Annotated in this window: 17 protein-coding genes and 5 pseudogenes; 6 read left to right on the top strand and 16 right to left on the bottom strand. The window is 61.0% G+C overall.

The window, feature by feature from the left end:
* Positions 1 to 30 precede the first annotated feature (30 nt).
* Positions 31 to 819, top strand: coding sequence for a class I SAM-dependent methyltransferase (locus EY713_RS22480; RefSeq protein ID WP_131120372.1), 789 nt, complete (start codon positions 31 to 33; stop codon positions 817 to 819).
* Positions 820 to 1,091: 272 nt separating this feature from the next.
* On the opposite strand, the pseudogene EY713_RS22470 reads toward EY713_RS22480, so the two are convergent.
* Positions 1,092 to 1,328: pseudogene (locus EY713_RS22470) on the bottom strand (integrase core domain-containing protein); the annotation flags it as partial.
* Positions 1,329 to 1,444: 116 nt separating this feature from the next.
* Between EY713_RS22470 and EY713_RS22465 the strand changes: the two are divergent.
* Positions 1,445 to 2,200, top strand: a complete 756-nt coding sequence (locus EY713_RS22465; RefSeq protein ID WP_425374380.1) for a transposase — start codon at positions 1,445 to 1,447, stop codon at positions 2,198 to 2,200.
* Between the two features lie 828 nt (positions 2,201 to 3,028).
* Here the strand turns inward: EY713_RS22465 and EY713_RS22460 are convergent.
* The 5 genes from EY713_RS22460 to EY713_RS23650 all read right to left on the bottom strand — a co-directional run bounded on the left by EY713_RS22460 (position 3,029) and on the right by EY713_RS23650 (position 5,288).
* Positions 3,029 to 3,229 (bottom strand): hypothetical protein, encoded by a 201-nt coding sequence (locus tag EY713_RS22460; protein ID WP_131120368.1) that lies wholly within the window; start codon positions 3,227 to 3,229, stop codon positions 3,029 to 3,031.
* A gap of 152 nt (positions 3,230 to 3,381) precedes the next feature.
* Positions 3,382 to 4,041, bottom strand: a complete 660-nt coding sequence (locus EY713_RS22455) for a ParA family protein (RefSeq protein ID WP_131120366.1) — start codon at positions 4,039 to 4,041, stop codon at positions 3,382 to 3,384.
* Positions 4,042 to 4,250: 209 nt separating this feature from the next.
* A complete protein-coding gene (locus tag EY713_RS22450; RefSeq protein ID WP_131120364.1) occupies positions 4,251 to 4,559 on the bottom strand; it encodes a type II toxin-antitoxin system PemK/MazF family toxin in 309 nt (102 codons plus the stop codon).
* Between the two features lie 191 nt (positions 4,560 to 4,750).
* The gene (locus EY713_RS22445; protein WP_131120362.1) at positions 4,751 to 4,936 is read right to left on the bottom strand and encodes a transposase; all 186 of its coding nucleotides are present in this window, start codon (positions 4,934 to 4,936) and stop codon (positions 4,751 to 4,753) included.
* Positions 4,887 to 5,288 carry an IS5 family transposase gene (locus EY713_RS23650; protein ID WP_131120360.1) on the bottom strand — a complete coding sequence of 134 codons (402 nt, stop codon included), beginning with the start codon at positions 5,286 to 5,288 and terminating at the stop codon, positions 4,887 to 4,889. The genes EY713_RS22445 and EY713_RS23650 overlap by 50 nt, the downstream gene beginning before the upstream one ends.
* A gap of 169 nt (positions 5,289 to 5,457) precedes the next feature.
* Between EY713_RS23650 and EY713_RS22435 the strand changes: the two genes are divergently transcribed.
* Positions 5,458 to 6,318: a TylF/MycF/NovP-related O-methyltransferase gene (locus tag EY713_RS22435; protein WP_131120358.1), complete on the top strand. Its 861-nt coding sequence runs from the start codon at positions 5,458 to 5,460 to the stop codon at positions 6,316 to 6,318.
* Here the strand turns inward: EY713_RS22435 and EY713_RS22430 are convergent.
* From EY713_RS22430 to EY713_RS22420, 3 pseudogenes are all read right to left on the bottom strand, one after another.
* Positions 6,255 to 7,124 (bottom strand): annotated as a pseudogene (locus EY713_RS22430) (IS5 family transposase). The gene EY713_RS22435 and the pseudogene EY713_RS22430 overlap by 64 nt on opposite strands.
* Positions 7,120 to 7,912 (bottom strand): annotated as a pseudogene (locus EY713_RS22425) (ISL3 family transposase); the annotation flags it as partial. The pseudogenes EY713_RS22425 and EY713_RS22430, both read right to left, overlap by 5 nt.
* A 312-nt stretch (positions 7,913 to 8,224) precedes the next feature.
* Positions 8,225 to 9,528, bottom strand: a pseudogene (locus EY713_RS22420) (IS701 family transposase).
* A 247-nt stretch (positions 9,529 to 9,775) separates the two neighbouring features.
* On the opposite strand from EY713_RS22420, the pseudogene EY713_RS23645 reads away from it, so the two are divergent.
* Positions 9,776 to 9,967 (top strand): annotated as a pseudogene (locus tag EY713_RS23645) (transposase); the annotation flags it as partial.
* Between the two features lie 138 nt (positions 9,968 to 10,105).
* Here EY713_RS23645 and EY713_RS22410 read toward each other — a convergent pair.
* The 3 genes from EY713_RS22410 to EY713_RS22400 are packed head-to-tail and all read right to left on the bottom strand — an operon-like array spanning position 10,106 to position 12,413.
* Complete coding sequence (locus tag EY713_RS22410) at positions 10,106 to 10,813, bottom strand: sugar phosphate nucleotidyltransferase (RefSeq protein WP_165491257.1); 708 nt, start codon at positions 10,811 to 10,813, stop codon at positions 10,106 to 10,108.
* A complete protein-coding gene (locus EY713_RS22405) occupies positions 10,810 to 11,400 on the bottom strand; it encodes a D-sedoheptulose-7-phosphate isomerase (protein WP_131120354.1) in 591 nt (196 codons plus the stop codon). Before EY713_RS22405 ends, EY713_RS22410 begins: the two co-directional genes overlap by 4 nt.
* Positions 11,388 to 12,413 carry a GHMP family kinase ATP-binding protein gene (locus tag EY713_RS22400; RefSeq protein ID WP_425374381.1) on the bottom strand — a complete coding sequence of 342 codons (1,026 nt, stop codon included), beginning with the start codon at positions 12,411 to 12,413 and terminating at the stop codon, positions 11,388 to 11,390. The genes EY713_RS22405 and EY713_RS22400 overlap by 13 nt, the downstream gene beginning before the upstream one ends.
* A gap of 368 nt (positions 12,414 to 12,781) precedes the next feature.
* Between EY713_RS22400 and EY713_RS22395 the strand changes: the two genes are divergently transcribed.
* Complete coding sequence (locus EY713_RS22395) at positions 12,782 to 14,041, top strand: hypothetical protein (RefSeq protein WP_131120350.1); 1,260 nt, start codon at positions 12,782 to 12,784, stop codon at positions 14,039 to 14,041.
* Here the strand turns inward: EY713_RS22395 and EY713_RS22390 are convergent.
* From EY713_RS22390 to EY713_RS22375, 4 genes are read right to left on the bottom strand one after another with little or no spacing between them, the layout of a single operon-like run.
* Entirely contained in the window at positions 14,038 to 14,439 is a 402-nt protein-coding gene (locus tag EY713_RS22390) for a DUF390 domain-containing protein (protein WP_131120348.1), read from the bottom strand. The genes EY713_RS22395 and EY713_RS22390 overlap by 4 nt on opposite strands.
* Positions 14,436 to 15,311 (bottom strand): hypothetical protein, encoded by an 876-nt coding sequence (locus EY713_RS22385; protein WP_131120345.1) that lies wholly within the window; start codon positions 15,309 to 15,311, stop codon positions 14,436 to 14,438. Before EY713_RS22385 ends, EY713_RS22390 begins: the two co-directional genes overlap by 4 nt.
* The gene (locus tag EY713_RS22380) at positions 15,278 to 15,880 is read right to left on the bottom strand and encodes a glycosyltransferase family 4 protein (protein ID WP_131120343.1); all 603 of its coding nucleotides are present in this window, start codon (positions 15,878 to 15,880) and stop codon (positions 15,278 to 15,280) included. Before EY713_RS22380 ends, EY713_RS22385 begins: the two co-directional genes overlap by 34 nt.
* Complete coding sequence (locus EY713_RS22375) at positions 15,880 to 16,548, bottom strand: glycosyltransferase (RefSeq protein WP_165491256.1); 669 nt, start codon at positions 16,546 to 16,548, stop codon at positions 15,880 to 15,882. The genes EY713_RS22380 and EY713_RS22375 overlap by 1 nt, the downstream gene beginning before the upstream one ends.
* Positions 16,549 to 16,751: 203 nt before the next feature.
* Between EY713_RS22375 and EY713_RS22370 the strand changes: the two genes are divergently transcribed.
* Entirely contained in the window at positions 16,752 to 17,453 is a 702-nt protein-coding gene (locus tag EY713_RS22370; RefSeq protein WP_131120338.1) for a DUF1796 family putative cysteine peptidase, read from the top strand.
* Positions 17,454 to 17,524 lie beyond the last annotated feature (71 nt).

Here is a 17,524-nt window from a genome sequence, read left to right as displayed (position 1 = left end):
AGTTAGTCGGATATGTGGGAGGAGTGAGACGTGCAACTAGAGCCTGTAGCTGAAGAACAAATCCGAAATCTGTGGCTGCTCAACAAGCCATGCTATCTAAAGCTGCTCGAGATCACCCCGACCGAATATTGGAATTGGGCTTACTGGCGCGGTCTGCAGTTCGCCGATCTAACCCAGAAAGCCAGCGCCTTTTTGGAAAGCTACAAAAGCGCATGCAAGGACATGGTGTTCAGCCACGATTGGTTCTCCGACAAAATCTGGATTTGGCACGAGATCACTGAGCCCTATAAAAACAAACAACCAATGATCCTCGAGGTTGGCGTCTTCGAAGGTCGTTCTGTTGTTTTTTGCATGGAATACTTGCCAGGAAGCAAGGTAACGGCGGTTGATCATTTCGTGATCAAGAAGGGCTTTACCTCCACTCAGAACATTACCCTCAAAATGGACAGCGAGGAGGCATTCAAGCTGAACACAGCTCGATATGGCGACCGCGTCGAGGTATTTTCCGAACCGTCCTGGGCGGCCCTCACTAAGCTGGTCTACCAGGGCCGCAAGTACGACATCATCTATGTCGACGCGTCCCACACGGCACCGGACGTGTTGGCCGATACCCTCATCGCTTGGCGGATGCTTAAGGTCGGCGGCCTTTGGATATGGGACGATTTTCTTCTCGATATCGAGAAGGTCGGCCTTGAAAGCGTGTCCGGTGGCGTGGTCACGTTCCTCAAGATGTACGAGGGATGCTATGAGTGGGTCCATGCGGGATGGCAGGTCGCCATCCGGAAGACCAGCGATTATGGGGTTGGAATGACCATATAGATGAAGAATAGTCTAGGTGTCTGGTCGCGACACCTCATTGGCGTCAGCAGCGACACGCATCGCCTTAACGAGCACGGTCGGATCGGGTGGTATGTATCGAGGTTTCATGAGCGTGGCTTTCGCTTCGAGGTGCTGCCGTAGGACCATTTCGGGTGAGAGTCCTTTGAGGACACGCTGACGCCGACCGTTATAGGCAGCGTTAAAGCCGAGGAAGGTGGCTCGGTTCATCTGAACAGCTCGGCGCGATTGCTAAAGTGGAGCGTCTGCCGGTTTCATGCCGCTGCGAGAAGCGGCCGGTTGAAGTAGACGTGATCGGGCGTTCGGCGGTCAAGCGATGAGTGCGGGCGTCGTTCATTGTAGAAGGTCAGATAACGGCCGATCGAAGCGCGGGCCTAGCTGACCGAGCTATAGGCCCGCAGGTAGACTTCCTCGTATTTGACCGACCGCCAGAGCCGTTCGACGAACACGTTGTCCCGCCAGCACCCTTTGCCATTTATGCTGATGGCGATTTCTCGCAGTGCAGGACGAGAGCTATGACGGAAACTAGGTGACGACGGTGGTTTGAAGGCGGCGTATCGAGGCGGGTGTCCAGCCTGCCAGAACCTCTCACCGAGAGCGATACGCCATGAACGAGCCTATCAATGTTGTCCGCCTTCGTCAGCCCGACGATGTCGATGATCCCCTGACTGATGTGCTGCGCGCCGGTGCGCGGCGGTTGCTTGCCCAAGCTGTTGAGCTGGAAGCTGAGGCGTTTCTGGCCTGCATGCAGGAGTTGAAGCTGCCGGACGGGCGGGCTCGTCTTGTCCGGCATGGCCACGGCCCCGAGCGACCGATCCAGACCGGGATCGGTGCTGTTGGGGTGTCGCGCGTGAATATCCGCGATCGTGGGGCCGCGTCTGACGACGAGAGGGTCCGCTTCACGTCGGCGATCCTACCCAAGTGGTCGCGGCGAACGCGCAGCTTGGATGCGCTGTTGCCCGTGTTGTACCTGCGTGGCGTCTCGACCGGCGACTTCCAGGAGGCGCTGACGGCATTGTTTGGCAAGGATGCTTCGAACCTGTCGCCTTCGGTGGTCAGCCGCCTCACGGTCGAGTGGGAGGCCGAGTACGCGCGCTGGCAGACGCGAGACCTGTCGGCACGACGCTATGTCTACATGTGGGCGGACGGCGTCTACCTGCAGGCCCGGATCAAGAGCCAGGCGTTGCGATCAGCGTCTGCTTATGTAGGTTTTCTGTTCCGTTTTTACTCACACCCCGTCTCGTGCGTCTCGCCTTCCCACGCCTGGCACAGTTCTTTCGGCTCTATTCCTGTGAGGCTTCTTTGCTTTGGCTGGGTTCGTTTTCGTCCAGTTCTGAACGTTTGTAGGCGTGGGCCACACTGATTTGACCCCTCCCCTATGTCGCTGACCAAGCCTCAGCCAAGCCAGCCATTCGGGCGATATCACCGTCACGGTGTTCGGGGCGTTGCGCCAGGCTGACAACCGCCACTCCTCCGACCGCATAAGGCCCAGAGCTACGGCCTGACGTACGGCGTTGCGCACGGTCGAGCGGCAGACACCGGCTAGCGCAGCGATATGGCCGAGCGTGAGCTTGCACGCGCCTCTCTTGCTGGCCTCGGCCGCCACAACGGCCAATGCTGCGACCTCGCCCATGGTGAACTGCGCAGCAAGCTGCGGCGGCATTAGGCCCGACGCGGTCCATCGACGACGGCGCTCAAGACTCTCCGGTGACCGCGGGCGGCTCCCGACGTGCTTTCGAGCTATGACTGCCGTTGGAACAGCCTTCTTGGCCTCCACGGCCTCCGCAAGGGCCTGGGCGTCATCCTCCCCGATCACGCCGGCCGCATAGGCCTTCCACACCGCCGCCGATAGCTCAGGCAGCCGGTTCCGTGGTGTTGCCGCGATGGCGCACCGCATCTGTTCCGCAAACATCCTGACCCCTCGTAGGCCGTCTCAGGCGCAAGCGATCTCGATCCGAAAAGCATGCGCTTTCCGGTTGACTCCTTAGGGGGAGCTATGAGACGTTCGCGACTGTCAGGAAGCGAAAGCCCCTATCGATTTCAAAGGCCTTCACGCCGCCAAGCGTGAGGGCCTTTCTCGTTTTACAACCTACCCGGCCATGATCTCTCCGAATCGGCGCACGATTCGCGCCGATTGACCATGACGCCGGGCCGACGGTGAGATGTCAAACAGTCAGCCGGACACCTTGAGCTACCGGATGCGACGCCCATCCTCTGGCACAACCGAAAGATCCACTGCATAGCCCTTCGCGGCGAGTGCCTCGAGGACCAGATAGCGGACCGTTACGCGACGGTTCAGCGCTTCCTGGCGAAGAGCCGTATAGACGGGATCGGGGATCTCAAGTTTCAGTCCTATCCCTTTGGGCTGATGGGCAAATGGTTTTTTGGCCATTTGGTCGCTTGGGTTTTCGAGTGTCTGGCTGTTTGGGACGTTGGACGCCCGGGTGAAGCCTAGATCACCAGCGGCCTCAGAAAGCTTCCGCGCGGCGTCGCCACTGGTAAGCGGCTTCGGACGCGGTGCAGGTTGGAAGAGCGGAGCCTTTGTCATCGGGTAGCCTGCTGCGCTGAAAGGATCTCGAGTAACTCGCCAAGCACGCCTGTGATCTCGTTGTTAGCCTTCATGTCGCCGTCAGGATGGGCGGGCGTAATGCCGGTAAAGTGGATTGCCTGATAAGCGGTCCGCTGGATCACCTCTGTCTTCAGGACCGGGATACTCGCGGCCTGGATCTCCTGCCGGGCGTGGCCGGCGACGCGGCTGGGGAGTGGCGACATCTGCGTAAGCACCGCGCGCGCCGGGATCATTCGACGCAACATCTTCTCGGCCCGCTGGACAACTTCGTAGGTACGGAAGACCTCCTGCAGGTCCATCCCAGACACCTTGGTCGGGATGAGAACGAGGTCCGACTCTGCAATCGCATAGGTCACGGACTGCGAGGCGGCCCCCTCGAGGTCGACGAAGACCAACGAATAGCGCGAGGCAGCCTCGGCGATCTGATCAAGGATTGCCTTCTCGGTTACGCCGGACTTGACGTCGACCTTGCAATCGTCCCCTGCCCGCTCCCGCCAGCTGGCGACGTGGCCATTCGGATCGGCATCGATGATCGCAACGCTGCCGCCCTGACGCGCGAAGGCGTCGGCGAGGCAGATGACAAGAGTGGTCTTCCCGACCCCTCCCTTGGTGGAACATACGCTGATGACGGCCATGAGCCCCTCCGGGCAAGCGACTAACTGCCCAGACGGGCTAGAACCCAAGCGGTTAGGATATCTTTAACCCGATTACCCAAAAACGTTCAAATGAAATCGGTCAAATGGGTATTTGGGCAAGTCAACTTCTCTCGCAAGGGCAAGACGGGCAACTGGGCATCCCACGATCGTGGAAAAGGCCGTCCTCAGGGTTCATGCGGCTGGATGCGTCATACGATGCTCAGGAACAGGGCCAGCGCCCGATTGACACGCAGAAGCAGCGCGTCACCGGCCTTGCCGATCACCTCGCCGATCTTGGCCGCAGGCACGACGGTGATCTTGTCGATCGCGATCTGCGAGAGCTGGCGAAGGCCGTTGCCGGGGGAGGGCTCGACATCCAAGCGGAACAGATCCGCATCACTGCGAACCATTGAGGTGAGCGGGCACACCACGACGGAGGGCAGTTCCGCGAACAGATCGTTCTGCACCACGAGGGCGAGCCGCGGCTTGCCGTAATCGCCAGGGACCGCGATCGTCACAAATTGCCCTCGCTGCATCAGGGCTCAGGCCAATCGGCCACGCAAGCGACGAACTGCATAATCTCATCGACCGCACGCGGGTTGCGTCTGACCACCTCAAGGCGGAGCGGATGATTGGCTGCGGCGGCCTCATAGGTCTGCTGAGCGTTGTATCCGCCGTCGGCGAACACGCATTCCAACCAGGGGAAGCGTTAGCGCAGCTTGTCCAGCAGCAGGGCCGCGCCGTCACGATCTTGGATCGCGGCCGAATGCACGACAAGGCGGATTGGCAGCCCCAGCGTGTCCACCAGGGCATGGATCTTGCGCCCTTTCACCTTCTTGCTTGCGTCATATCCCACTGCGTCGGCTTGGTCGGGGGCTGATTCTGCGCTTTGCACCCCCTTTTTCCGCCGACTTTATCGTCTGACTGTCCATTACCGCAGCTGTGGGGCTCGCCTCTCGGCCCTCTCGTTCACGGAGCAGGACGTACAGCTCGGCCCAGATCGCCTCCCAGGTTCCGTCAGCCTGGAGTTTGCGGAAGATGTTGTACACCGTGGAGCGCGGCGGAAAGCCATCGCGCGGCAGGTACCGCCATGGGCTGCCCGTTCGCAGTAGATAGAAGATCGCGTCCATGGCTTGGCGCATATCGGTTTTGCGTGGACGCCCACCAGGCGTCGCCTGCGGGATGAGGGGCGCCAGCACCGCCCACTCCGCGTCCGTCAGATTGCTGGGGAAACCCCAAACCCTCACGCCTGTCCGTCGCTCTGTGTTCCGTCGTCCATGTCATCGCGCACCCGCCAAAAATGTCGGGCGCTTGAATCACTCAGCTCACGCGAATACAACAGTCTTTTGGGTCAGGCTCTAACTGCTGATGAGTTAAATCACTACAAATTTATAGATCGAAGGGAAGACTATTGCAATGTCATGGGAACGCAGTGAAATGAGCGGTGAGTGGACGGGACATTTTCTTATGAAGATCCATGCGCTCGGGCTCAAGGAATCGGATTTCGAAAAACTTATGGCCAATTCGCTCGCCGACCCTGTCGTAGAATATAATTATTTTATGTACAAAGTTTGCGGAATCGCCGGTCTACAAACGAATTTGCCGTTTGGGACAACTTTTCCTCTTGGCACAAAGTATGCAGACGCAATCGATATTGCAGTCTATCCGACTGTCGTAAAGCTCGCTGTTGACATGTACGACAAGCTTTGGGCGGATCGAGTTACGGGATGCTTGGTCGAGTTCGGGGTCGCTGCCGGGAGTTGGCTCGCCATGCAACTCGATAATATGGAGCGGTGCGGAATGATCCGCGAAACGTGGGGCTTCGACAGTTTCGAGGGCCTCCCGTCGCCTGACGATCATCGCGATGCGCCAGGTTGGTATTCAGGGCAATTCGCAAATGAGCTCGCTGATGTTGCCGCCACCTTGGACCTTGGCTCGAGGCCGCACCTGCATCTCGTGCCGGGCTGGTTCTCCGACAGCCTCAGGACGCCCCAAGCTCAGGCCATCAAGTCAATCGCCTACGCAAAAATCGACGGCGACCTGTATGAGTCCGCAGTAGATTGTCTGGCTTTTTTGAAGGGGCGTCTGAGTAATGGCGCCGTGCTTATGTTCGATGAGTGGACACACGTCCTGCATCAAGGCGAAACGCGAGCATTTTTCGAGTGGGTGCCCCGCGTGCCGGAATACCGGTTCGAGCTTGTTGGCTTCATCAATTATCGAATTTTCTTTCGCGTCTGGCATGTCTCAGTGCCCGACTTGAAATGTGAGATGGCATAGTGGTAGCGCGCCAGCCTTCGCGTGAGCATGCGGATGTAGGCGACGGTGATCCAGGCCTCGGCGCTGTCGAGGGAGGTCTCGAAGTCTTTGCGAGCTGTCGGCATCGGTTGAGCCATGCGAAGGTCCGCTCGACGACCCAGCGGCGGGGCAAGAGTTCAAACCCCTTGGCCTTGTCGTTTCGCTTGATGACCTGGATCGTCCACTGACCGATCTTGCTCAGCCGGCCCTTCAGCTTATCGCCGCCGTATCCACCGTCGGCGAAGACGTGGCGCAGCCAGGGATAACGATGGCGGACCAATTGCAGTACGGCCGGAGCGCCATCACGGTCTTGAACATCGGCGCCGTGGGCGACAAGGCCAACCGTCAGACCGAGCGTGTCGGTCAAAATGTGGCGCTTGCGGCCGTTGATCTTCTTGCCGGCATCGAAGCCACGGACGCCGCCGCTCTCGGTCGTCTTGACGCTCTGGCTGTCGATCACGCCCGCAGTGGGGCTCGCCTCGCGGCCTTCCAGATCACGGGCAGCGACGACAAGGTGATGGTTGATCCGGCGCAAGACACCGCGGTCGCGCCAGTCGTAAAAGTAGCGCTGCACGGTTGATCGGTGCGGGAATTCTTTAGGCAGAAGCGCCCACGCACAACCGCCCGAAGCCAGATGGCATTCATCACCTCCCGCAGGTCGGTGGTTCGAGGTCGACCGACCGGGCGTGGTCCAGGCAGGAGTGGCGCGATCAGCGCCCATTCACGGTCAGGTCGCTTGAATAGCGCTGAGCCGGCCGCCCATACTCGCGCCGAGCGGAGCGCGGGATTGATTACCGTCGCGCCGATCGCGGCACGGATCGGCCTCATCGACTTGCGAACCGCATCGAGGAAGGCCGCGCTGGCATTCTCCATCAGGTGCCAGCGGTCGGCGACCTGGACAGCGCGGGGCAGCGCCTTGGCGGCTGCCTCGCCATACCCGCCACCGCGGTCGCGCGACACGACCTCGATCCCCGGATGCGCCGCTAGCCGTGCTTCGACAGTTGCCCTCTCACGATCCAGCAACAGCGTCACGATCGGGCGGCGTTCGAGGTCGCAGACGATGCTGCCATAGCGGTGGTTGCGGCGGAACGCCCAGTCATCGATGCCGACCACCCTGAGGGTCTCCACTGGCCGCTGTGACCGGCGGCGCACTAGGCGGAGTAAGGTGTCGTTGCTCACCGGCAGCATCAGTCGCTTGGCGAAGCTCGCCCCTGGACGGCCGCCGAGGGCAAGCCCGAGGTGGTGCACGATGCAGTCGAGCCGAGCGGTGCGGCGAGACCGGGACGTGACAACGCCGTGGTCGAAACGCTCCGCGAAGATCCGCTGGCAACACAGTGGCTCGTCACAGCGGAACCGCCGCGCCACCAGGTGGAGACGGATACCGCGGCCCGCGCAGATCGGAGAGGCGCCGCGTGTATCGGCTGTGAACACGGCGCGAGGGGCCCTCGCAGAGCGGACACGCACCCGTGGCCGAGATGGCCTTTGCCGTGATCAGAATGAGGCCGGCATCCAGCGTGACGTCCTCAATGGCCAGACCCGCTGGGATCACGGAGGACAGTTGAAACGTTTGCTGCATGGCGCTGACCTCGCTGACGGCTCAACCACAACCCATCAGCAGACTTCATCAGAAGTGAGTCAGATCCAACTTTGGACGCCTAATCACACTCGACGGCATGGTGGATGTGGCAGCCGCGCAGAAAGGCCCACATGACGGCCTCGATCCCCTCGGGCTCGGATTGCGCTCGGAAAATCGTTCCGGCGCTCGTGGACGGGTGACAATTTCAAAGGCCGGAAAATATATCACGTTCGCAAACCGTGCTTCGATCTCCAAAGTCGCTACTAGCACTACTTTGGCAGATTTCTCTGGGGAGGTTTGGAGAGGAGTTTGTCACAGTGCGGGCATCGCAGCGGTGGCGGGCGTACGAAGAGATCGAGGATGGCTTGCCTGATGGCTGGCATGCTCGGTTGTGGCGGTGGGCCACCGACTCTTTTTTTTCCGCCCCGCTGCTTGGCGGCGGCGGGATTGGAGGAAGGCGTAGGCGATCATCGTCATCAAGGCGTGTCGGTGTAAGCCGGTCCAGGATCTGCCTTCGAAATGATCGAGGCCGAGTTCCTCCTTCAACTGCTGATGAGCCTGCTCACCGATCCACCTCGCCTTGATCGTGGCGGCGAGCGTCTTGATCGTGGTATCGGCCGGCAGGTTCGAGACATAGTCCTTCTGCTCCCCGGTCGAGCGCCGCTCGCCGACGAGCCAGACCTCGTCGCCCGGCATGGCCTGGACGCGGTTGTCGCGCATGCGGTGTCTATGGCCGTCGGCAACCCGGACGCGGCGGACTGCGAACAGGCATGTCAGCCGGCCTTTGGTGCCGCGCCGCCAGCTGACCTTTTGCCATTTTTTTTGAACCAGCATCGCCTCGGCGGAGACCGGAGGCTGATCCGGGATGTGATATTTGCGGGGTGTTCCGACCTTCGCGAGGGGGAACCTCAGGCCGACATCGGCTGCATAGACGGTCTGGCGCCGGGACAAGCCGACCGCCCAAAGCAGACCGCGCTCGCTCAAGGCCTGCCGGAAGGGGCCACTGCATCTGTAGCCGGAATCAGCAAGCACACAGCCGAAGCGCGCACCGGACATGATGACGCGATCGATCTCTTCGATGGCGATCTCCGGCTTTATCAGCGCGACCTGCCGGGCTGCCGGAACACCGGCCCGCGCCATGCGCTCGCGATCGTCTGTCCAACTCTCGGGCAGGAACAGCCGAAGGCCCACCATCACCGGGAGTTCGCGCGAGGCCAAGGTGACCGAGACCAGTGACTGGCAATTGGCGGTCTTTCCAAGCGACGAGGCGTATTGTGGCGCCACGCCCACCGAGTGAAGCCCTTTCTTGGGCAGCGCCGTGTCGTCGATGACGAGGAAGCCTGCCGCGTCACCGACCAAGCGATCCGCTTCCTTCAATAGCGCCGCCTCCAGCGGGGCGCTGTCCCACACCCCGGCGGCGACGAAATGATGAAGTTGGTCGTAGCCGACATCGCCAGCCCGTGCGGCCATCGGCTGAACGCTTTTCCGGTCGCCCGGTCCGATCAAACCGGCGACATAGAGCGGGCATATCCGCCGACGTGCCGGATGCGAAAGCCCGCCAGAAACGGCGCGAGCCATCGCTCCAGATCAGTCCGCCAGTTCGCGTCCGCCACCATCGCAGGTCCGCCTATCAGTCAACACTGACACGCAAATCCGCGACGATTCCACCGGTTCCATCAACCTGCCAAAGTAGTGCTAGTAGCGAAGCCTTGCTGTAGGCGTTGGCGCTCAGAGCGTGTGTAAGAAGGATTCTCTCGCGTGTTGTCTGTGATTCAAAGGGCGTCGGATTGATCCTTGTGAGTCGCAGCCGATAAAAAGCCAGTCAAAAGGCGTGTCTACGCCACCGCTCGGAGCGACGGTCAGTGGGCACCGACCGAGCCGCTGATCCCCGCCGCTACACCGGGAGGCAGACCCCGCAAGGCAGCGACGCGGGACCTGGTTGATGCGATTTTCTACTTTCTGCGATCGGGTGGGGCCTGGCGCTTGCTTCTGCACGGTCTGCCGCCCTGGCAGACCGTCTACGACGATCTCCGTCGCTGGCAGCGGAAGGGCGTCTGGACCCGGATCCCAATAACGCTCCACAACCAAACAGCTAAGGTGTCAAGAAGATCGACCTCCATCAGATCAATGATCATCGTCTCAAACGTTCAGGTCAAGGCCGTCGCGCCCAATTCGTTTCCGCTCAGGCATCTCTTACCAGGCCGCGGCCCAGCGTGGCAGAAGGGATTGGGCGGCGTGAAAATCGTCCGGCGTTCCGATGTCAATGAACTCCGCATCGCTGCGATAGGCGACAATGTCGAGGTCGCCAGGCTCGGCGAGAACGTCGCGTTCGAAGCTGAAGCTGCCTGGCATGGGACGCCGTTGAACGAGATCCCGGCGCATGACATAAAGGCCGCCGTTGACCAGCCCCGGTCCTGTCGGGCCTTTCTCGTCAAGGCCGAGCAGCCGCTCCGCCGCGACTCGGACGCTGCCATAGCGCGCCCGATCCGCGACCGGCCTCACCGTCATCACGATATCGGCCCCTGCCGCCGCACGAGCCCTTAAGCTGGCGAGCGGGGTGCCAATCCAGCTGTCGCCATTTATTACGACGACATACTCGGCCCTGCAATGCGCCATTGCGGCCCATATTGCCCCTCCAGTTCCCAGCGGTTCGGTTTCCGGAGAATACGTGATCATCATGCCGGCATGGCTTCGCTGGATGGCGGCCTCCACAGCCGCGCTCATGTAGCCCGTGGCCAACACCACATGCGACATCTCTTGCCGGGCTAAGCCGTCCAGCAGCCAGGATAGAAACGGGCGGCCAGCCACGGGCGCCAGGACCTTAGGAATCTCGGTCACGACGGAGCGCAAGCGTGTACCCAGGCCGCCGGCCAGGATGATGGCTTCCTTCTGACTGTTCACGTTGGACGGGGAAACATGACGGCTTCCACCATCGCACAGATCGCATGGCCGAGAAGTTCGTGTCCCTCTTGAATCCGCGGAGTCGAGTCGCTAGGCACGCGGATGCACAAGTCGCACAGTTCCAGCATGTCGCCTCCATGCCGCCCGGTGAAACCTACGGTGGTAACCTCTCGCTCTCTCGCGGCTTTCAGGGCGCCGATGATGTTGGGTGAGCGTCCGGATGTCGAGATTGCGAACAGCACATCCCCGGCGCGGGCTAACGCCTCCACTTGGCGCGAGAAGCTGCTGTCGAACCCGTAGTCGTTGCCGATGCTCGTGAGGATGGACGTGTCGGTTGTTAGAGCGATCGCCGGCAAGCCGGGACGGTCGTAAAGGAATCGGGACACCAATTCGCCGGCCCAATGCTGGGCATCCGCGGCGCTGCCTCCATTGCCGCAGATCATTAGCTTGCCCCCGGCCCGAAAGCTTTCAACCACCCGGTCGACTGAATCCACGGTCGCCTGGCACAACGCGGCATCCGCCTCCATGGCCTCCAACACGCTCGATGACGCGCGAATCATTGCCTTGAGTGAGGCTACACCCTCCATGCTGTGGCTCCTTCGGCCGTGAAATGGCATCTTTCGGTGCGGAAACCCTTTTGCTCCAAAGCCGTGATGAGTTCGCGCTTTCGTTCGAGGGAAACCAGGAACATCATGAAACCTCCGCCGCCGGCCCCAGAAATCTTACCCGCTTCGGCGCCGGCCGCGATGGCGGTCTTCAGCGCGTCCTCGATGTGGTCGTTGCTGATGCCGGCCGCCATGTTGCGCTTGCTTGTCCATCCCTCACGCAGGGTTTCTGCGAGAAGATTCAGGTCGCCTTTCAGAAGCGCCTCTTTCATGGCCACCGCCGAAAGCTTTAGCTTATGCATAGCCTCGACCGAGCGTGTTACGCCGGCGCGGACGTTTGACGATTGCTCGTCGATGATGTTGGCGCTTTCACGGCTCACGCCAGTGTAGGATAGGATGGTGCGCGACTCAAGTTCGTTGATGACTTCCCGCTTGATCCGAAGCGGGTTTACGATCACGGCATCGTTAGCGCGGAACTCCATGAAATTAAAGCCGCCGAAGGTCGCGGCATATTGGTCCTGTCGGCCCCCGTGCTGACCAAGATCCACCCGCTCGATCTCGAACGCGAGATGGGCGACGTCATATTCCCCGAGTGGCAGGCCGAAATACTCGACGAAAGCCTGCAACACCGCCACGACAAGCGTGGAGGACGATCCTAGCCCGGACCCCGCCGGAGCCTCTGAATGAGTGACGATCCGGAACGGGAGGGCGCGACCCTTCATGTAATCTCGCATTATGCGGTTGTAGACAGCCTTTACCAAGTCGAGCCGACCATCGAGAGGCGGAAGCTCGGTGGTCGGATAGTTCAACGACAGACCGAGGTCATGACTCTCGATCAGGATCTGGTCGGTGTAGGTCAGTTCCAGCGTGGCGTAGACATATCGGCTGATGGTAGCGTTCATCACTGCGCCAGAATGCAGGTCGCAATATGGTGAAACGTCGGTCCCACCGCCCGCCAGACCCAGGCGCAGGGGGGCTCTGGCGCGGACGATCAGGTTGCCCTGATGCTCGGCAACTGAGCGACCACGCCGCGTAAGCTCTTGCAATGTGTTCGGCATAACGTTGCTGTCGACCCTTTCGCGAACGGGGCGATCCGGCGAACGGCAACGGCCGTGCTGGCGACATGAATTTGTCGTGCCGCATTCGATGAAAGCACATTTGACAAGCCATGTCATCCAACTACGTCTCGATGATGTTCTTCACATTCCAACGGAGCGCGACGCCTTGACAGGACGCCATCGTTCTTCAATGTCGCTGGCGTGCGACCCAGGCAGGGGTGTACGTGCGACCCAGGCAGGGGTGAAGACGTCTGAAAACAGGATTTTCGCGTCAAGGTGAACGATGATTTGCGGGAGCTGAGGCGATGCCAAGTTGCTTCGTGACGATCGCGACCCCAGAATATTACGCAAGGGCATGCGTATTGCGCGACTCGATCCGCGAGGCGATGGGGACCGAGGTTCGGTTCGTCGTTCTCGCGGTGAGCGACGCCGGCGGTGGCGGGTGGCTCACCGACAAGGTGACGTGGTTGACCCCTGACGACTTGGGCTTGCCGTTCTTCTGGGACATGGCCTTCCGCTACGAGTTGTTCGCGCTCGCCAATGCCTTGAAGCCTTTCCTTATCGCTCACGTGCTGCGGACCACGCAGACCCAGGACCTCGTCTTCCTCGACGCCGATACCACGGTGCTGGGTCCGTTCTTGGAAGTCGATGTCGCGCTGGCTCAACAGGGAACCTCGATCTTGCTCACCCCGCATGCCGATCGGCCGCAGGAGCGATCTCTGCCGCCAACGGAAATCGACTTGCTGCGTCACGGCATCATCAATGGAGGATTCATCGCGCTGAATGCCGGTGCGGCCGCCACAGCGATGGTGAACTGGTGGTGCGAGCGGATGCGCACCGAATGCCGCTATGACCCCGAGCACGGCCTTTATGGCGACCAGCGCTGGCTCGATCTCGTTCCGAGCCTATTCGACGAAGTCAGGATTTTTCGGCATAGAGGCTACAACGCGGCCTACTGGAACGACCCTGATCGCCGGCCGGAGCGCCGGGGTGAAGCTTGGTTCGTCGGTGACGTTCCGTTGCGCTTCTACCACTTCAGTCGCTGGAACATAGAGGGAGGCGAAAGTCTCGTCGCCTACAAGGATCTGTTTTATCGCTCGATCAATCTCGACCGCGACAGGCTGCTGGAGGATTACCGTCAAAGCGTCATCGAGACGAAGGCCGTGTTGCCGGAACCGCCCGTCACAAGACCGTTCAGCCTGTTCTCGGACGGATCATCGATCCCTGGGATCGTCCGTAGCGCGTATAGTAGCGCGTTTGGCTCGCGGGAGGCCAGCCATGCCGAGCTGTTTACCCACGGCCTCGAGATGGTCCTCCAGCCATGCGAGGATCTGCCGTCCTTTTCGAGGATCGCGCTACCGCATCTTTACGCGACCATCTGGCGTCTGCGAAAGGACCTGCACACGAATCGCTTCGACCTGATGAACCGGGACGGCCAATTGTGGTTCATGGAATGGGTCCGCGAGTACATGCAGGGCGATTACGGTGTTCCGGATCGCGCCTTGGGGCCGGCCCATCACGCACTCGCGGCGGCGGCGGATGAACCTGCGTCGGATACCGCCTAAAGGGCGCCCGTCTCACGGGTCCTGGCCAAATCCGCGAAGCGCATCTCATAAACCTCTTGCGACGTGTTCAAAACGTCATCAAAACGATCAATATCGCCGCTCAGGCAGGCGAGGCGAAACAGTATCTCGTCGAGGTTGGCGCTGCCGGAGGCGAGGCGGCGGCCCTGGGCGTCCAGTCCAGCGCCAAGCTCGGCAAGCCGATCATGGTGTGAGCGGAGGGCGTCGGCCAGAACTTCGTGCGAGAGGCGCGTTCTATCTGCAGCTGCCTTGGCCTCATCGTGTTGTCCCTGGAGCTCCTCGACCCGCCGTTCGCAGGCGGCCAGCCGTGCTGCGAATGCCTTGCGGTCGCGTGACGAAAACGGGTCGGTCAGAACCGCGAGAAAAGATCGGAACGTCATGCACCCCCGGACAAGAAAGGTTCCGCTTGTGAAACGCCGATTGTGGGTGGGGCGTCGGCGAGAACGGTGAGATTTTCCACCAGGTTTTCGTAAAACGAGTTCTCCTCACGGGCCAGCAGGTGAACGCGGGCAGACGGGGTGATCGTCCCGTCGTCAAAGCCGACGATCGTCCGTCCAGTCGCGACAGCCCGCGAGACCATGTCCTCCACCTCCGAGAACATCGTTCCCCCAATGACCAGGAACGTGCCTGGCTGAACGCCACCGACAGGCACCGGGACCAGTAGTTCGGCCGCAGCGAGTCGCATGATCACGGCGGCGGCGGCGGGATCTCGCGAGTTCCGGGCGATCGTCAGCGGTGCAATCCCACGCGCTGCGCGCCGCGTATTAGCGGCCCGGATGCCACCCAGCGCGAAATCCAGCCAACGCGGGGTGGTGGGGATCACGAGCTCGACCAGCAACGGGTCAAAGGGTGCGTCCCAATCCTCCTCAATCATGACCCCAAATGGCTTGGGGGCGATCACGACAGGACCATCGGTCATGGGACGAAGCAAGTGCGCGATGCTTTCGGTCGGAGCATGGAGGCGCAGGAGGGGAAGACGCGCGCGCAGAGCGGCCAGCGAAGCGCCGCTCTCCTGGATGAGCAGCAGAAGTCGATCGACGTCGGACCCGATCGAGGCTAGCGCCACCATCTCGGCCAGAGCGCGTCGTTGCCGACCACGCAGTCCGATCCTGATGAGCCGGGCAGAGGCCATGTCGCAGACCGACAGACTGGTATCGCGCGGCGCGCAAGCCGCCCGACGCCATTGTGTGGCGGAGGTTTCGTAAGCCTGGAGCGCGATCATGCTGTGCCGGGCGCCATCAATGGACAACATCCGTCGTCGCAATCCCGATCGGATCTTGCCGCGCGGCCCACGCTGTGCGGCTCCAACCAGGCTTCGAACTGGGGCAGAAACCTTTCGGTTTGTCCCGCCCAGGTGCAGAGGGCGTCGACCCTTTCCGACCGCCGCCCGGGCGGCTCGCGGCAGCTTGCCGTAAGTTTGGCGATCGCGTTTTGAAAACCAGCATAATCTGTGTCGTCAACCACCTCGACACCGGGCTCGTTCATCAGGGGCTCGAAGCCCCTAAAGGCGGAGCGCGTCGCCACAATCGGCAGGTGGGACAGTAAGGCTTCCGCTGTTTTCAGGTTCGATCCGCGGCCGGCGGTAATTGGCAGGATGGCGACATCGGCCGCCGTGAACGCCGCCTGTTTGCCTGCATGGTCGATTTCCCCCAGCAGGATCAACCGGGACCGAATATCCGGCGGCAGTTGAGCTCGGTTGATGGTTCGGGCGATCGCGCCGACCAGCAGTACGGTCGGCAACCGCTCGTGCCCGCGGCGGGGGTCGTCCAAAACATGTTTGACGAGCCCGCGGAAATTGGGCTCCCAATCGAAGCTGACCATCAGGAGAACCGGGATATCGCCGTCGATCCCGAGCGCCCGCCGGGCGCTCGACCGCTCGTCGGCGACGCCGACGACGGGGGGGGATGCGCTCCGTTCCCGCAAACCAGCACCGACTGCGCCCCCGCCCGCTCGAACAGGGCAGCCTCCTCATGGGTCACCGCGACCACCAGATCGGCCGCCCGCACAAAGTCGAGTTCGGTCCGTTTTACTCGACTGACAACATGCTGGCGCATCCGTGACCGATCGGCCTGGATATCCTGCCGAACAAGCCATTCAACATTGTGGGACGAATAGACGACCCGGGGGTCGCCCCATCGGGCGAGGTGCTTCTTCTGATAGGGCCAAAGATAAGGCTGTTCGATCCACAGCACGTCGGGCTTGAGAACCTCAATCCGATCCGCAATGGCAAGCGCGAACTCGGACCGGTTTTCGATCACGGCTGGAAACCGGATCTCCGCTTCGTCGGGATAACGACTCAACCACGCTATTTGGGTGGCATCATAGCAGTAATCGTCTGGCGCCAGCCGTTCGGACCAGCCAAACGTCTCGACGAGCGACACCATATGGCCGGAGGCCGACAAAGCTGCCCTGAGCGCCGCGCTCCGCCTTTGGCCGCCGAACACCGGGTGGCGGGTCGAGAAATGCGTCAGCTGGACGACTGCTACCATCACGACAACCTTCTGTGACGGCAGCGTTGCCATCCAGACCACACAGTGTAAATAGCGGGGTGGGACGGAGCAACCCTACCTACAAGTACTCCCTGCCGGAGCCACAGCAACAGGCGAAAAATGGATCGCGACCAGCAGCACGGCAGACGTCCGACCGGACTTACGTCTGTGCCAAGGATGTGACGTTGAACGACAGGTGGTAGATGGCGCTGGTCACCCTTGAATCCCTGCGCAGCAGGTCGATTACGCACGCCATCTCGCTCGGAGCGGAATGCGTCGTCGCTTACAACCTTCGAAGATTCTTTAACTTTTCGGCCGCATTCCCGTTCGACTGGTGGATATCGCCAATCGCGTCCGTTTGTAGCCTGCTGTTGCAGTTCGACACGGTCGATCTTTATGATCCGGGCAAGCTGAGTTTGCTTGAAGGACACATCAGCACGGTCCGACATGTCGACCACGGCATATGGCTTCACCACGAGTTTCCACGGGCATGGAACGGCACAATGGGAGTTGTTGTGGCCGACTACGCGGACTACATTGCCAAGGCCAAGTCACGAACCTTGTTTCTGCGCGAGCGTTTGTTGGCCTGTAACCATGCTGGGAACCGCATCCTGTTCGTAAGGAAGCGCTCGTGGGCTCACGACCAGGGTGTTGCGTCCGAGTACCTTGAACTAGTCGAGGCCTTATCGCACGTTTTTCCTCTTGTCGAATTCGGCGTGTTGCTAGTGAATTTCCATCCGAATTCATCGCGGGATGACACATTGACATTCGCTTACACTCAGGCTCCGGAGGAGCCGCTTCGCGCCGCCAACGCGGAGTGGGACCGCATCCTGAACGACGCCGGACTGCATCTTGATAATCCGGATCTCGGATTGTTCTCGGATGCCGATACGGCGCCTGAGTAGAGCCTTGTGGGTGAAAATGGCACAAGCCAAATTAGCGTGCGAACCGGCGGAGATCAAGGCTTCCAGCCCTC

It is taken from the genome of Lichenihabitans psoromatis (assembly GCF_004323635.1).
Taxonomy (GTDB): Bacteria; Pseudomonadota; Alphaproteobacteria; order Rhizobiales; family Beijerinckiaceae; genus Lichenihabitans; species Lichenihabitans psoromatis.
The sequence above is the reverse complement of the archived record's forward strand: the minus strand, read 5'-3'. Positions and strand labels throughout refer to the sequence as shown.